This is a genomic window from Lentzea sp. NPDC042327, assembly GCF_040647275.1.
Classification (GTDB): Bacteria; Actinomycetota; Actinomycetes; order Mycobacteriales; family Pseudonocardiaceae; genus Lentzea.
On record NZ_JBEZBX010000003.1, the window covers coordinates 689,315 to 706,157 of the forward strand.

Here is a 16,843-nt window from a genome sequence, read left to right on the forward strand (position 1 = left end):
ACGAAGGCACCACCATGGCTGAAGATCCGCCCAAGCCCGGCGGCCAGGAAGTCGAAGTCAAGGACAACGGTGCCGTGGTGGCGACCGGCGACGGGTCGGGTTCGTCCACATCGGACTACGACTCGTGGGGCTGGAAAGAGATCATGGCCCGCATCACCGGGTCGGCCGCGATCGGTGCCGAGGAGCGCTCCGAGCTGGGGGCGAGCGCCGCCTCGGACCCGCAGACGCTGTGGGACGCCGCGCTGAGCTTCCGCATGGTCAAGGAGATCCTCGCCTCCACGGGCAGGAGCATCGCCGAGCAGGCCAAGGCGCTGGGTGGCGAGGGCGGCCCGTGGCAGGGCGAGGCGTCCAAGGCCTTCATGGGGTTGATGGAGGAGTTCTCCAAGTCGTTCACCGCCCACGCCATGCAGATCGACGGCGGCGCGGCCCGGCTCGCCCCGGTGCCCGAACAGCTGTGGGCGGCGGGCAACTACCTCGCGTGGGCCATCAAGACGGTCCACGACATCGACCAGTTCTACGCCCGTGAAGCGCAGCGCATCGCCGCGATCAAGGGCGAGGACGTCATCATCGAGAGCGACAAGGGAAACCTCGTCCACATCAGCAAGTTCCCCGAGATCGTCAAGCTGCTCGACCGCGACATGCGGCAGGTGCTGAAGACCCTGGCGGCGGAGTACGAGAAGCAGGCCTACGACACCACGCTGACCACCATCCCGAAGCCGGACCCGTTGGGCGGTGGGCCCGACTCGAAGCCTCCCAAGATCAAGGTTCCGGAGATCAAGATCCCCGGCTTCAAGCCGCCGGACATCAAGGTTCCGCCACCGTCCAAGGTCCCGCCGCCGCCCAAGATCGAGGTCCCGCCGCCGCCCAAGTCCGAGATCCCGCCGCCGCCCAAGGGCAAGGTCCCGGAAGTCCCCGAGATCAAGACGCCGGAGATCCCCGAGGTCAAGTCCCCGGAGATCCCCGAGGTCAAGTCCCCGGAGATCCCCGAGGTCAAGTCCCCGGAGATCCCCGAGGTCAAGTCCCCGGAGATTCCCGGCTTCAAGCCGTCGGACATGCCCGGCGGGAACGCCTTCGGCGGTGCCGGTGGTCCCGGGGACTTCTCCGCCACGCCACCGCCGGGCAAGTTCGACCCCGGCAGCCTCGGCGGTCCCGGTTCCGGACTCGGTGGCTCCGGCGCGGAGATCCCCAAGCCCGGCGAGTTCACCCCTGGAGCGGGCCCAGGCCAAGGCGGCCTCCCCGGCGGTGGAGGCGTGCCTTCGCCGAACTCGTTCAAACCGGGCGATTTCAACGCTTCCCAGCTTCCCGGCGGCAAGTCCGCCGGTGGGAACGTGCCGCCGCCCGACTTCAAGCCGGGTGAGTTCACCCCCGGCAACGGTCCCGGTGGCGGTGGCCTCCCCGGTGGTCAGGGAGCGGTTCCGCCGCCCGTCGGCTCGTTCGTGGGCTCCAAGCCGCCGGCGTCCGGTCGTGGCGGGAACACGCCTGTTCCCAACGTGCCCAAGCCCGGTGAGTTCAAGCCGGGTGACTTCAAGCCGGGCGAGTTCCCCGGTGGGAAGACGCCGCCCGGTGGCAAGGTCACGCCTCCTGGTGACTTCAAGCCCGGCGAGCTCAAGCCGGGTGAGCTCAAGCCCGGTGAGTTCAAGCCCGGTGAGTTCAAGCCCGGTGACTTCAAGCCGAGCGAGTTCCCCGGCGGCAAGGTGTCGCCCGGTGCTGGCCAAGGTGCGCCTCCGGCTGACTTCAAGCCGGGCGAGTTCAAACCGGGTGACTTCAAGCCCGGTGAGTTCAAGCCGGGCGAGGTGCCGAGCCCCCAGGACTGGACCGCGGGCAAGGGTTCGGGCGCGTCGAACGACGACCGCAACGCCCTCGGCGGCGGCGGTATGCCGATGATGCCGCCCGGTGCGCCTGGTGCGGGTACCGGTGGTGGTTCGGGTGCTGGGGAGCGTCCGGACGCCTCGGGGCTGATCGGTGGCGAGGTCAAGCCGTGGGAGGGCTCCAAGGCCCCCGGCCTGGGCGACCCGCACGGCGGCGTCCCCGAGCTGCCGTCGACTCCGGAGGAGTGGGCTTCGTCCCAGCACAACACTCCTTTGCTGCCCGGCGGCATGACCGGTGGCGGGCAGCCCGGTGGGATGCCGATGATGCCGCCGGGTGCGCCTGGTGCGGGTACCGGTGGTGGTTCGGGTGCTGGGGAGCGTCCGGACGCCTCGGGGCTGATCGGTGGCGAGGTCAAGCCGTGGGAGGGCGTCGACGCTCCTGGTCTGGGTGAGCCGCAGGCGATCGGTCAGGTGGGGGGTAAGCCGGAGGAGTGGGCTTCGTCCCAGCACAACGGCTCTGCGATGCCCGGTGCCGGCATGCCCGGTGGCGGTATGCCGATGATGCCGCCGGGTGCGCCCGGTGCGGGCACTGGCGGTGGTTCGGGTGCTGGGGAGCGTCCGGACGCCTCGGGGCTGATCGGTGGCGAGGTCAAGCCGTGGGAGGGCGTCGAGCTGCCCGGTGTCGGTGAGCCGCAGGCCATCGGTCAGGTGGGGGGTAAGCCGGAGGAATGGGCTTCGTCCCAGCACAACGGCTCTGCGATGCCCGGTGCCGGCATGCCCGGTGGCGGTATGCCGATGATGCCGCCGGGTGCGCCTGGTGCGGGTACCGGTGGTGGTTCGGGTGCTGGGGAGCGTCCGGACGCCGCCGGGCTCATCGGCGGGGAGGCCAAGCCGTGGGAGGGCGTCGAGCCGCCCGGTGTCGGTGAGCCGAACACGCCCGGCCAGGAGAAGAGCACGCCGGAGCAGTGGAGTGCGGCACCGCAGGGCGCTGCTCAGCCTGGTGCCGGCTCGCCGATGATGCCGCCCATGCCGATGGCGCCCGGACAGGGTGGCGCGGCGGGTGGTGCCGGCGCGGCCGAACGCTCGGACGCGTCCGGTCTCGTGGACGGTGAGGCGGCTCCGTGGGAGCACGCGTCCGCGGTGCCCACCGGTGATCCGGGTGGTGCGGAGGCGCCGCGTGGGCGGCCGGAGCCGTGGACGCAGGACGGGTCGGTGCCGCAGGTTCCGGCGCTCGACGTCCCCGCGGCCCACGGTCCGGGGTCGGAGGTCCTGGTGCCACAGGCTCCGGCGCCCGAGGTTCCTGCGGCACACGTTCCGGCGGCCGAGTCCCTGGTGCCACAGGCTCTGGCGGCCGGGAGCGTGGTGCCGCAGGTTCCGGCGCTCGACGTTCCGGCGGCTCACGTTCCGGCGTCCGAGGCCCAGGTGCCCCAGGCCCCTGCCTCCGAGCACCCGGTGGCTCAGCCCTCCGCGCCCGAGCCCCCGGCACTCCAGCCGTCTGCGTCCCAGGCGTCGGCGCCCCAGGCGTCGGCGCCACAGACGCCGGCGCCTCAGGTACCGGTGCTGCCGATCATCCCGGCGATCCCGCCGGTCCCGGTGGCTCCGGCAACCCCGGCGGCCCAGGCGACTCCGGCAGCCCCGGCGGCCCCGGCAGGTCCGGGGGAGAGGCGCCGCGAAGACGCCCTCGTAGGCGTGCCGTTGCCCATCACCGACACCCCGGCCGGAGCACCACTGACCGAGCCGCTGATCGCCCCGTTCGACGACGACCGCGTGGCGCTCGTCCACGCCGGCGGGGAAGAGGACTTCAGCGCGTGGGACGCCGGTGCGTCGGGTGGGCTGCCCTGGCTGCCCACCGCCGCCGCACTGCGGGAGGAGAGCGCGCCGGAGAAGCCTGACTACACGTTGCGCGACTCGACGGCGTGGGGGCACAGCGCGGGACGTGAGGGGGTTGTGCGGGTGCAGGAGGAGACGGCTGCGCGGCCGATCGAGATGTCGTCCTACCTGCCCCGGTTCGACCCGAACGTGTCGGGCCTGGGGTGCGCCGGTCTCGACGCCCCCGAGGACGAGGAGCCGGTGGACGACACCGACGACGAGCAGGACGGGGAGGACGAGCGCACGTCGGCTGACCTGCTCAAGCAGGACACCGGGGTGTGGGCGGACAGCGGCAGGAAGAAGGCGGCGCCGGGGGTGATCGAATGAGCACCGTCACGGCGAAGCGGGGGCCGCGTGCCGAAGGGCCCCCGATGCCGGAGGGTCAGGAGGAGCTGCAGGAACCACCGGTGATGCCCGAACCCGCCGTGCGCGACTTCAGCTCGGTGCTGATGTTCCTGCCCATGGCGCTCGGGCCGATCGCCATGATCCTGATCTTCTCCTCCATGGGATCGAGCGGCGGGTCGCCGTTCATCTTCATCATGGCCGGCGCGATGTCGATCGGCATGGTCGCGATGGCGATCAACCAGCTCTTCCGCAACGCGGGGGAGCGCAAGCGCAAGCTCGACGCGGAACGCCGCGACTACCTGCGCTACATCGGGCAGCTGCGGCGGCGGGCCAGGGAGACGAGCAACGAGCAGCGTGCGGCCGTCGCGTGGGACAACCCCGACCCGTCGTGGCTGTGGTCGGTCGCCACCGGGCCGCGGCTGTGGGAACGGCGGGGCAGCCACGACGACTTCGCCCGCGTGCGGATCGGGCTCGGCACTCAGCAGGCGGCCATGGAGTTCCTGCCGCCGTCGACCAAGCCGATCGAGGACCTCGAACCGCTGTCGGCGATCTCGCTGCGGCGCTTCAGCGAGACCTACCGGACCGTCACCGGCATCCCGATCTCGGTGGGGCTGCGCAGCTTCACGAGCATCGAGCTCGCCGGCGAACCGGACGCCGTCGTCGGCCTGGTGCGCGCGATGATCGGTCAGCTGGTCACCTTCCACGCGCCGGACGAGCTGCGGATCGCCGTGCTGACCGCGCCCTCGAACCAGGCGGACTGGGACTGGGTCAAGTGGCTGCCGCACCTCGCGCACCCCACCGCCCGCGACGCCGCCGGCCCGTTGCGGATGCTCACCTGCGACCACGACGAGCTGGTCGACCTGCTCGGCAAGGACGTCACGGACCGCGGCGACCACGACAAGTCCGTCCTGCCCGGTGTGGTGGAACCGTTCGTGGTGGTCGTCGCGCACCTGGCGTCGATCCCCGAGCACTCCCCGCTGCTCGGCCCCGGCCTGCGCAACACGGTGCTGCTCGACGCCACCGGCGCGCTGCCCGGTGGTGCGAAGGTGCTGCGGCTCACCTGCCGCGACGGTGAGGTCACCTACCCGGTCGGCGACGAGACCGGCACCGCACGGCACGACTCGTTCGGCGTGGTGCAGGCCGACGCCCTCGCCCGGCTGATCGCGCCGAAGCGCACCAGTGGCACGGTCGACGTCGTGGACCGTCCTTTCGAGACGGACTTCGAGCTGCCCTCGCTGCTGGGCATCCGCGACCTGCACACGTTCGACGTCAACGCGATGTGGCGGCAGAAGACGCCGCAGCGCGCCCGCCTCCAGGTGCCGATCGGCGTCACCGAGGACGGCGAGGTCGTGGAGATCGACCTCAAGGAGTCGGCGCAGGGCGGCATGGGACCGCACGGCATGCTGATCGGCGCCACCGGTTCCGGCAAGAGCGAGCTGCTGCGCACCCTGGTGTGCGGGCTCGCGGCCACGCACTCGTCGGAGACCCTGAACTTCGTCCTGGTGGACTTCAAGGGCGGCGCGACGTTCCTCAACATGGAGAAGCTGCCGCACACCTCCGCGGTGATCACCAACCTCGCCGACGAGCTCCCGCTGGTCGACCGCATGCAGGACTCGATCAACGGTGAGATGACGCGGCGCCAGGAGATCCTGCGCGAGAGCGGGTACTCGTCGCTGTTCGAGTACGAGAAGGCCCGCATGACCGGTGGCCAGCTGCCGCCGCTGCCGACGCTGCTCGTGATCGTCGACGAGTTCTCCGAGCTGCTGAGCGCCAAGCCGGAGTTCATGGACCTGTTCGTCTCGATCGGACGGTTGGGCCGCAGCCTCGGCGTGCACCTGCTGCTCGCCTCGCAACGCCTCGACGAGGGGCGGATCCACCGCGTCGAGGGCCACCTGTCCTACCGCATCGCGCTGCGCACCTTCTCCTCCATGGAGTCGCGCAGCGTCATCGGTGTCGCCGACGCCTACGAGCTGCCTCCCGGGCCGGGCAACGGGTACCTCAAGTTCGACACGACGACGTTGACGCGCTTCAAGGGCGCGTACGTGTCCGGTCCCTGCCTCACGAGCGCGCCCGAGCAGGGTGCGATCAGCGGTGAGGACCGCGCGGCGGGCGAGATCGTGCCGTTCTACACCCAGCCCAGCCCGCGCGTGCACGAGCTGCGGCAGAGCGAGCCCGCGGAACCGGAGGCCAAGCAGGAGAAGGCGGAGACGCCCGCGGAGGACGCCCCGAGCGTGGTGGAGGTGCTGATCGGCAGGCTCGCCGGTGCGGGACCCGCCGCCCGCCAGGTGTGGCTGCCGCCGCTGTCCGCGTCGCCGAGCCTCGACGCACTGCTGCCCAGCGTGGTGCCGCACCCCGAGCTCGGCATGTGCGTGGACGACCCCGGCACCCGAGGACGCCTGCGGGTGCCCGTCGGCGTCGTCGACCTGCCCTACGAGCAGCTGCGCGAGCTGCTGGTGGCCGACCTGTCCGGAGCCGACGGCCACGTCGGTGTCGTCGGCGCCCCCATGAGCGGCAAGTCCGCGTTGCTGCGCACGCTGGTCCTCGGCCTGGCGCTGACCCACACCCCCGAGGAGGTCCAGTTCTACGGGCTCGACTTCGGTGGCGGCGGCATCATGTCGATCAGCGGTCTCCCGCACGTCGGTTCGGTCGCGACCCGCATGGAACGCGACCGCGTGGTGCGCACCCTCGAAGAGGTCGTGCAGGTCATGGAGCTGCGCGAGGCGGCGTTCGCCGAGCACGGCTTCGAGTCGATGGCCGACTACCGCGCCGCACGGCGCGCCGGACGGGTCGAGGACGCGCACGGCGAGGTGTTCCTGATCATCGACGGCTGGTTCACCCTGCGCCAGGACTTCGGCGACCTGGAGACGAAGCTGACCGAGATCGCCGCCCGTGGCCTCTCCTTCGGAGTCCACCTGGTGGTGTCCTCGACGCGCTGGTCGGAGATCCGGCCGTGGCTGCGCGACGTGCTGGGCACGCGGTTCGAGCTGCGCCTCGGCGACTCGATGGAGTCGGAGGTGCAGAGCCGCAAGGCCGCCACCGTGCCGAACCAGCCCGGCCGCGGCCTGACCAGCTCCGGTTTCCACTTCCTCGCCGCCCTGCCGCGGCTGGACGGGTCCTCGGCGACCGAGGACCTGGCGAGCGCCACCAAGTCGTTCGTGGAGGAGGTCCGCACCTTCTGGCCGGGCCGCAGCGCGCCCGGTGTGCGGCTGCTGCCGACCCGGCTGCCGATCGTCGACCTGCCGAAGCCGCAGAACGGCGGCCTGAAGGTGTGCCTGGGCCTCGACGAACAGCGCCTGAACCCGGTGTGGCACGACTTCAACGCCATCCCGCACCTGTTCGTGATGGGCGACGCGGAGACCGGCAAGACCAACGCGCTGCGACTGGTGATCCGGTCGATCGTCGAGGGCTTCCCGCCGGGTGAGGCCAAGATCCTCGTCGCGGACTCGCGCCGCGACCTGGACGACATGGTGCCGGACGAGTACAGGATCGGCCACGTGGTCAGCTCGGACGCGCTGACCGAGCTCGCGACCAAGGCGGCCGTGTCGCTGCACAAGCGGGTGCCGGGCCCGGACATCTCGTCCGAGCAGCTGCGCCGGCGCGACTGGTGGGAGGGACCGCAGCTGTTCGTGGTCGTCGACGACTACGAGCTGATGACCTCGGGCACCGGCATGGGCACCCCGCTCGACACGCTGCTGCCGTTGCTGGCGCAGGGCGTCCACATCGGGTTCCACCTGATCGTCGCGCGCAGCAGCGCGAACGCCCTGCGCGGCATGATGGACCCGGTCATGCGCCGACTGTGGGAGCTCGGTTCGCCCGCGCTGCTCTTCTCCTACCCCAAGGAGGAGGGGAAGTTCCTCGGCGAGGCCGCTCCGCGCACCCTGCCGCAGGGCCGCGCCCAGCTGGTGACGCGACGCGGCGTCAAGTTGATCCAGACCGGTCTCGTGCCGGTCGACAAGTCGCAGGACGAGCCGGCCGGTGTCGGCGCGTTCGCGCGGAACGAGGGCATGTGACGACGACCTCCGAACTCTGTCGCATCACCGTGCACGGTCCCAGCGGCAAGGCCGACCTCTCCGTGCCGGTCTCGACGACGGTGGCGGTGCTGCTGCCGACGCTGGTGCGGCACGTGGTGCGCGACCACGACCGGGGTCACGAGGGTGAGCTGTACGGCTCGTGGGTGCTGCAACGGCTCGGCGGCGCCCCGTTCGACCCGGAGGGCACGCCGGAGACGCTGGACTGGCTCGACGGTGAGCAGTTCCACCTCTCCCGCGCCGAGGACCCGTTGCCGGAGCTGGACTTCGACGACGTGGCCGAGGGCATGGCCACGGCGGTGAACCGGCAGGGCAACCGCTGGAACGAGGCGGTGAACCGGAAGCTGTTCCTCAGCCTGAGCGGGTTCGTGCTCCTCGCCATCGCCGTCTCGCTGTTCGAGAACGCGAGCGCGGTCGCGGCGACGATCACGGCCGGTGTCCTGGCGCTGGTGCTGTGCCTGGCCTCCGTGCTCGTCGCGCGCACGATCGGGGACGGCGTGCTCGCCGGGCTGGTCGGGGTGGCGGGCTGCGGGTACGCCGGACTGGCCGGCCTGATCGGTGTCGCCGGCGTGGACGGGGCGCTCGCCCTGGACCCGCACGGGGTGCTGATCTGCGGCGTCGTGCTCATGGCCACGTCGGTGGTGTTGCTGGTGGTGCAACGGCTGCTCGCACCGAAGCTGCCGATCGTCCCGTTCGGGTGCGCGGCGGTCGCGGGCATCGCGATGGTGCTGACGGTGTGGCTGCACCTCGGGCTGGAGCTGACCCGCCTGCAGATCGCGGCGTCGTTGATGAGCGCCTTCTTCGCACTGCTGCTGTTCGCGCCGAAGCTCGCGACGAGGGTCGCCCGGTTGCGCGGCCCGCAGCTGCCCCGCAACGCCGACGAGATGAAGATCGACGTCGAGCCCATGCCCGCGGCGCAGGTGATCGAGCAGACCGGGACTGCCGACCGCTACCTGAGCGTGCTCGCGACGGGGGCGTCCGCGGTGCTCGCCGTCGGGTTCGTCTACCTGGTGGCGGACCCCGGCTGGCTCGACTACACGCTGAGCGGCCTCTTCGCGGCGCTGGTGCTGCTGCGCTCACGGGAGTTCCTGAACGTCGGCCAGCGCACGTCCCTCGCGCTGGCCGGCACCTGGGGCGCGGTGCTGCCCGCTCTGCACATGTTGTCCGGGATGAGCGACCTGGAGCGCCTCTTCGGCGTGCTGATGCTGTTCGCCGCCGCCCTGCTGCTCGTGCTGGCGGCGCTGCGCCCGTCCTACCGCCGGGTGCTGCCGATCTGGCCGCACCTGGGCGACGTCGTGGAGAACCTGCTCTGCCTCGCTCTGGTGCCGTTCGTCCTGCACGCGCTGGGCCTCTTCGCCTGGGCCCGCGGACTGGCGGGGTGAGCGGTGCAGACCAAGAAGGACCACGTCCACGCCTACCAGACGCTCGTCGGCCGGATGAGCTCGGCGTTGTTGCTGGGGGACACCAACTACAGCGAGGCACCCGCGCGGCGCGCCCTGATGGGCCTGGTGTTCGGGCTGGTGCTGGCGCTGCTGATCGGCGTTGCGTTCTGGGTGTACGGCCTGATCAACCCCGGCGGCAACACGGCGTGGAAGAAGCCCAACGCCATCCTCGTGGAGAAGGAGAGCGGCACGCGGTTCGTGTACGAGCGGGGACAGCTCGTGCCCGTGCTCAACCACGCGTCCGCGATGCTCCTCAAGGGCGCCGGCGCCAAGGTCGAGTCCATCTCCCGGGCCTCGCTCGCCGGTCTCGAACGCGGGCAGCCGGTCGGCATCCCCGACGCGCCCGACCCGGTGCCCCCGGCCTCCTCGCTGGTGGCCGGGCACTGGCTGCTGTGCCTGCCGCGCAGCGCCGGCGTCGAGGTGGAGGGCACCGGTCTGATGAGCATGACCGTCGACCCCGACGTGCCCTCGGCTCCCGTCGCCGGGACCGAGTACCTCTGGGTGGCGTCCACCGAGGGCCAGCAGTACGTGGTGTGGGGCAACCGGAAGCTGCGGCTCACCGACCCGCTCGTCCCCCTGGCGCTCGGGCTCGGCGGGGGCAAGCCGCCCGTCGCGCCGCCCGTGTGGCTCTCCGCGCTGCCGGACGGCCCCGAAGTGGGACCGGCGGTCATTCCCCAGCAGGGCAAGAAGAACGTGGACGTCGGGGGTGTCGCGCGGCCGGTCGGCACGGTGTTCCGGCACGTGGCCGGCAACGGCGTCGAGAACTTCTCCGTCCTGCGCGAGGACGGCCTGGCCCCGGTGTCGCGCACCGAGGCCGTGCTGCTGCAGGCCAAGAACGGCGGCGCCGCCGTCGAGATCGGGTCCGAGGCGCTGGCGAGCGCACCGCACTCGGACGACGACTCGCTCGTGAAGCGCGTTCCCGACCTGCTGGCCGCGAAGCCGGTTCCCGCAGGGGAGCGCGCGTTCTGCCTGCGCCAGCAACCCGACGGCGCGGAGGTCGTGAGCCAGGCCGTCACGGTCGACCGCGCGGACGCGGGGTTCGGCATGAACGAACGGGTCGGGGTGCGCGCGAAGCCCGGCACCGGGGTGCTCGCCGCGTCGGTGCCCGCCCCGAAGGGTGCCGGTGCGAAGCCCGACCGCTACCTCATCACCGATCGCGGCCTGAAGTACCGGCTGGCCGACGACGACAGCATCAGCGCACTCGGGTTCGGCGGTGTCGCACCGGTACCGGTCGCCGCCGGGGTGCTGGCGCAGATTCCCAGCGGTCCGGGCCTCAGCCGGGCCGCCGTGGGCGTGAGTGGGAAAGGACGTGGCTGAGTGAGCCTGCTGACCAGGAGGCCGGATCACCGCGGTGGTGACCGGGACATGACCAGTCACACGATCGGCAACGCCCTCGTGGTGCACCCGCGCGATGTCCTGCGCGACGAGGTCCGCGACATGGCGCTGAACCTCGCCGCCGACCCCGACCACGAGCTCGTCGTGGTCGACCTGCCACCGTCGAGCACGTTCACGACGTGGGAGTCCGCGGCGAAGCTGTTGCCCCGCAAGCGACGTGGCGTGCGGCTCGTCATCGGTGGCCGCACCAGGGAGACGACGGTGCTCGCGGGCCAGTGGTTCTCCGAGCGGCTCGGCCGCACCGTCATCGCACCCGACGGCACGGTGATGCCGGGCGTCGGCGGCTCGCTCTTCGTCGACGCGGGCTGGGGCACCGGGTGGGTGCGGTTCCAGCCGGGCAAGCCCCCCAAGCGGGACGGCAAGCGCTTCCCCAGGCCCACCTGGGAGACCGTGTCCGCGCTCGCCGAAGTCATGCCGACCAGCGCGAGCGCGGTGAGCGAGCCGTTGCCCGGCGGGGTGTGGCTGCGTCCGCGCGGGTCGGAGAGCCTGCTGATGCAGCACCGGCAGCGGCTGATCGAGACCATGCCGTGCCAGCCCGACGTCTGCACGATCGTGCTGGGCTGCCCCGGCGCCCCTCCGATCACGCTCTACGACATCACCCGGTTCTGGAGCTGGCTGCCCCAGGACCTGCGGGCCAAGCTGCGCGTGGTCAGGTTCGGCCCGATGACGCTGCCCGACAGCGGCCCGTACGGCCAGCACGTCGCCGACGCGCTGGGCGAGCAGATCACCTGCTACAACGGTCTGCCGGTCGGGTCGCGCACCGATCCCCGCATCGTGACCCTGCGCTCCGACGGCACGCCGGGCTGGCAGCCGTTCGCGCTGGAGGTGGCCTACTTCCCCGCCCAGCAGGGGCAGGCCGCGCCGCTGCCGGCCCTGCTGAGCTACCGGGACCCGCTGTTCGGCATCGAGGAGGTCGAACCGGCCGTCTACCGGTACACCCAGGACGTGCTGCTGGAGGTCGTCCCCGCGGGGCTCTGGGTGCGCCTGGAGCAGGAGGTCGCCCACGCTCCGGCGGTCAGGACGGCCGAACCGGACGGCGAGCGGCACCTGGTGCTGTTCGAGGAGGGCGTCGACGCGGTGGCACCGGAGGTGCGGCGCGCGGCCCAGGACCTGCTGGGCAGGCTCGACTCGCAGACGCGCCGGGTGAGCGAGCTGGTGCCCGCACTGGCGGTCGCGCGGCAGCGCAACCAGGTCGGCGGCAAGGCGTGGGGCGTCGTGGAACAGCAGCCGGCCGAGCCGGTCGCCGCTCCGGTGCTGATCCCGGCCACCGAGGTCGCGCCGCTGCCGCTGCCGGTGGCCGAGCCCGCTGTCCCGTCGCTGCCGGCCCCCGCACCGCACCTGCCGCGCGAGTTCACCACGGCGCCGACCGACGCGCCGTTCGCCCTGGAGCCGTCGTTCGAGACGGCGACGGTCCGCCTGGAGAACGGGCAGCTGGTCGCGGACCCGCTGCCGGCGCAGTCGCCGCTGGTCTCCGAGTCGGCGCCAGCGCCGGCGTCTTCCGCGCCAGTGCTGGACTTCGGACCGGTCTCCGCGCCTCCGGCGAGCACGCCACCGCTGCTCCCGCCCTCGGCACCCGATCTGACCGTCGCCGAACCCGCTGCTGCTCCGCCACCGGAGCGTCCGGCCGAACCCGCGGTCACCGAACCTGCGGTCACCGCGCCTGCCGCGACCCCGGCCGAGGAACCGCCTGCGGCAGAAGAACCGGCACCGCCGCAGGCCGCGGCACGCCCGGTGGTGACGGTCGTGCAACCGACCCCGGCGGCCGCCGCGGCGGCGCTCGTTCCGCAGCGCGGGCTGGAGGAGGAACGGGGCTGGCTGCGCCGCACGCTCAGCCAGGAGTACGCGGCCGTGGCCAACTCCGTGAACCGCGTGCTGTCGGAGCACCCGGGGTTCCAGGGCGCGATCGAGCGGTCGTCCGGCGCGGTGCTGACCGACGCCGTCGCGATCCGGCTGTACCTGTCGCCCAGCGGTGACGGCCTCGACCAGTCCCTGCGCTCGGGCGGGGTCGGCCCGCACGTGCCGTTCGCGCGCTGCGTCGTGTCGGGGCTGAGCAGGCTGCCGTCGCACCGGGGACCGGCGGTGTTCTCCACCTCCCTGACCGAGCAGGAGCTCGACTTCTACGGCGGTCGCAAGCTCGTCACGGAGTGGGGCTTCATCAACGCGTTGAGCGCGCCCTGTGCGCGCCAGTCCGAGCAGAACGACGTCGACGTGCTCGTCTGGTCGATGACGGCCCGGCGGACGAAGCTGCTGGAACCGGACGTCGACGCCGTCGCCGACCGCGTGCTCTTCGTGCCGGGGACGAGCTTCAAGGTGCTGGAGCTGACCCCTCCCGCTGACGGTGCGCGCGGCCGGTTGCTGCTGCGCGAGCTCGCCGCCGGCGAGATCGACCCGACGGGCAAGGTCGACCGCAACCGCGAGGCGCTCGACGAGCTGGCGCTCAACTCGTTGCGGCGGTGCGTGCAGACCTGGGGGGCGGGCACGCAGGAGGCACGGGTCCCCGAGTCGTCGCTGGCGCGCTTCGTCCAGCGGCCGGGGCTCACCAGGACCACGACCCACGAGGAGAGCTGATGAACCGGCAACTTCTGGTGGTCGCCACCGACCGGCCGGGCGCCTACCCGACGATCGGCGCCGCGCTGCGGGAAGCCCGCGACGGCGCGACCATCAGCGTCCTGCCCGGCCGTTACGAGGAGAACCTCGTCATCGAGCGGATGGTCACCATCACCGCCGAGGACGGAGCCGGCACGGTGGAGCTCGTCGCCCAGACCGGCAGCGTCGCGGTCGTGGCCGCCGCGGCGGCCCAGTTCTCCGGCCTGGTGGTCACGTGCACCGACTCCGGTGTGCCGGCCGTCGACATCCGGGCCGGCGAGGTCGCGCTGAACGACTGCCGGGTCTCGGCGTCCTCGTGGGCGGTGCTCGTGCAGGGGCGGGGGAGCCTGGTCCTGCGCGGGTGCGCCATCACCAGCACCGGTGGCGCGGGCATCGTCGTCACGTCGAGTGTCCTCAGCACGGTCGAGGACACCGAGGTGGTCGGCAACGCCTCCTCCGGCGTCGTGGTGACCGAGGACGGCAACCTCGTGCTGCGCCGGGTCGCCGTGCGCAAGGCCGGTGGCAACGGCATCTGCGCCAACGGCCGCGCACGGCTGGTCGTCGAGGACTGCGAGATCGTCGAGGCGGACAAGCCCGCGCTCGTCGTGGAGCAGGAGGCGAACGCGGACGTCCGGGGCGTCAAGATCAGCCGGAGCGCGAGCCTCGACCTCTACGTGCGCAGCACCGGCGACGTCACCGTCACCGACTCCGTGTTCACCGGCGCGGGCGTGCAGTCCGCGCACATCGCGGGCGGTGCCTCCCCCCGGTTGCGGGGCTGTCACTTCACCTCGGCCGGCCGCAACGCCGTCTACGTCACCGGCGGGGCCTCACCCCGGTTCGACGACTGCCGCGTCGGCGCCAGCCCGGTCGGGGTGGTCGTCGACACGGCGTCCAAGGCCGTGTTCGGCAAGCTCACCGTCGAGGGCAGCGACCGCGGCGCCGTGCTGGTCGACTCCGGGTCCGCGGTGGAGCTCAAGGGCTTCCGCGCCACCCCGGCGAGCGGTCCCGCCGTCCTGGTGAAGGGCCAGTCCCGGCTGCTGCTCGCCGACGCCGTGATCGACGTCGGTGACGCGGCGGGCATCTCGCTGGCGGAGTCGGCGCAGGCCGAGGTGACGGACGTGCGCGTCACCGGGTCCGCGGAGCACCTGGTCACCGTGCTGAGCGGAGCCCGCGGGGAGTTCGCCTCCACCCTGGTCCGCGGCGGCGGTGTCCACGCGAACGACGCCTCGCTGTCCATGAAGGACAGCGAGGTGGTCGCGGCGGCGGGAGACGGCCTCAGCGCCGGTGCGGGCAGCGTCCTGCAGGCGGTGCGGTGCCGGGTGAGGTCCGCCCGGCGGCACGGCGTGCACCTGCTCAGCGGCGCGCGGGGAGAGGTGCGCGGGTGCGAGATCACCGACAGCGCGGGCGACGGCGTCCTGCTGGACACCGAGGAGGCGGTGACCGTCGCGGACTGCACCGTCACCGGCAGCGGCGGCAGCCCGGTGCGCCGCGCGGTCGAGCACGAACGGCTGTCCGTCACGGGGATCACCACGGGTGAGCAGGCCTCCCAGCGGCCCGCGCAGCCCGCGGCTCCCGCACCCAGACCGGCCGCGCCGGAACACCCCTCCGGCACCGCGTCCCCGGCGTCGTCCGCGCTCGGCGGTGCGATGGGCGCCGAGCTGGACGGCCCGCTGGCCGAGCTCGACTCGCTGATCGGCCTGGACGGCGTGAAGCACGAGGTGCTCGGTCTGATCAACCTCATCAAGATGTCCCAGCGGCGGCAGCAGATGGGCCTGCCGATGCCGCCCATGAGCCGCCACCTGGTCTTCGCCGGTCCTCCCGGCACGGGCAAGACGACGGTCGCACGGCTCTACGGCTCCGTCCTCGCGGAGCTCGGCATCCTCGCCAAGGGACACATGATCGAGGTCGCCAGGGCCGACCTGGTGGCCCAGTACATCGGTGCGACGGCCATCAAGACGGCCGAGGTCGTCACGAAGGCGATGGGCGGCGTCCTGTTCATCGACGAGGCCTACACCCTGTCGAGCGGGTCGGGCGGCAGCGGCCCCGACTTCGGTCAGGAGGCCATCGACACGCTGATGAAGATGATGGAGGACCACCGCGACGAGATCGTGGTGATCGTGGCGGGCTACTCCGAGCTGATGGAGCAGTTCCTCGCCTCCAACCCCGGTCTGGCGTCCCGCTTCTCCCGCACCATCGAGTTCCCCAACTACAGCGTCGACGAGCTCGTCACGATCACCACCAACCTGTGCCGCAAGCACTACTACGAGCTGACCGACGACGCGGTCGACGCGCTCACCGACTACTTCGAGCGCGTGCCCAAGAACGACACGTTCGGCAACGGCCGCGTGGCCCGCAAGCTGTTCGAGTCGATGGTGAACAACCAGGCGTCCCGGCTCGCACTGGCCCCACCGGACAAGGACACCGAGCTGAACCGGCTCACCGGCCAGGACCTCGCCGCCGAGGTCACCGCGCTCGGCGAGGTGGCGCCCAGGACCGCGGGACCGGACTCGGCCACGAACCCCGTCGCCGCCGTGGAGGCGACGCTCGGCTGGCAACGCGTCGTCGCGATGTCCGGGCTCACCGGCGTCCGCGAAGCCCTGGGCCGCACCTTGGTGCAGCTGTGCGGGCTCAAGGCGCGCAACAAGGGCGTCGGCCGGCACGCGAACGTGGTGCTGTCGGGCAGCAAGGGCATGGGCAGGCGGGCGGTGGCCGCGCACTACGCGCAGGCACTGGCGGAGCTGCGGCTGGTCGACTCCGGTCACGTGACGCGGCTGTCGCTCGGCACGGACCTGTGCCCGCGCTGGCCCGGACAGGCGATGAGCCTGATGGCCACGGCCTTCGACGACGCGCGCGGCGGCGTCCTGCTGCTCGACGTGGACGACGAGTGGGCCGCCGACTCGGCGGAACGCCGCATCGAGGTGCTGGAAGCCTTGGTGGAGGTGACCCGGCGCAACCCGGCCGGACCCGTCGTCCTGCTCAGCGGTGAAGACCTCGCGCTGGCCCGCCTGCTGGAGTTCTCCTCCGAGCTGAGCGGGTGCTTCGCGCAGCGGTGGGACTTCGAGGACTACGACGTGGACCAGCTGGCGGCGCTGGTCGTGCGCCACCTGACCCGCCGCGGGCACGAGGTGCCCGAGGAGGTGACGACCGCACTGCGCGACCTCCTGCCGCACACCCGCGGCCGGACGGCCAGGGACGTGCACCGGCTCGCCCAGCGGCTCGCCACCACGGCGGCCTCCCGCACCCTCACCGCCGCCGATCTCGAACTGCTCATGAGGAGCGGGACGCCGCGGGTCGCCGCGGAGGAGGGACTGGCCTCCGTGGGCTGAGCTGCCAACGCGACCAGCGGTTCCAGCTCGGGCTGGAACCGCTG

Annotated in this window: 6 protein-coding genes; all 6 read left to right on the top strand. The window is 72.2% G+C overall.

Translation table 11 applies throughout. From position 1 onward, the window contains the following. The first annotated feature begins 14 nt into the window (after positions 1-14). The 6 genes from AB0A63_RS10905 to AB0A63_RS10930 are packed head-to-tail and all read left to right on the top strand — an operon-like array spanning position 15 to position 16,799. Positions 15-4,004 carry a hypothetical protein gene (locus tag AB0A63_RS10905; RefSeq protein ID WP_360388242.1) on the top strand — a complete coding sequence of 1,330 codons (3,990 nt, stop codon included), beginning with the start codon at positions 15-17 and terminating at the stop codon, positions 4,002-4,004. Then, the gene (gene eccCa / locus AB0A63_RS10910; RefSeq protein WP_360388245.1) at positions 4,001-8,032 is read left to right on the top strand and encodes a type VII secretion protein EccCa; all 4,032 of its coding nucleotides are present in this window, start codon (positions 4,001-4,003) and stop codon (positions 8,030-8,032) included. Before AB0A63_RS10905 ends, eccCa begins: the two co-directional genes overlap by 4 nt. Continuing rightward, entirely contained in the window at positions 8,029-9,432 is a 1,404-nt protein-coding gene (eccD, locus tag AB0A63_RS10915; protein WP_360388248.1) for a type VII secretion integral membrane protein EccD, read from the top strand. Before eccCa ends, eccD begins: the two co-directional genes overlap by 4 nt. A 3-nt stretch (positions 9,433-9,435) precedes the next feature. Further along, positions 9,436-10,809 (top strand): type VII secretion protein EccB, encoded by a 1,374-nt coding sequence (eccB, locus tag AB0A63_RS10920; protein ID WP_360388250.1) that lies wholly within the window; start codon positions 9,436-9,438, stop codon positions 10,807-10,809. A 48-nt stretch (positions 10,810-10,857) separates the two neighbouring features. After that, positions 10,858-13,455 (top strand): hypothetical protein, encoded by a 2,598-nt coding sequence (locus tag AB0A63_RS10925; protein WP_360388253.1) that lies wholly within the window; start codon positions 10,858-10,860, stop codon positions 13,453-13,455. Then, positions 13,455-16,799, top strand: a complete 3,345-nt coding sequence (locus tag AB0A63_RS10930) for a right-handed parallel beta-helix repeat-containing protein (protein WP_360388256.1) — start codon at positions 13,455-13,457, stop codon at positions 16,797-16,799. Before AB0A63_RS10925 ends, AB0A63_RS10930 begins: the two co-directional genes overlap by 1 nt. Positions 16,800-16,843 lie beyond the last annotated feature (44 nt).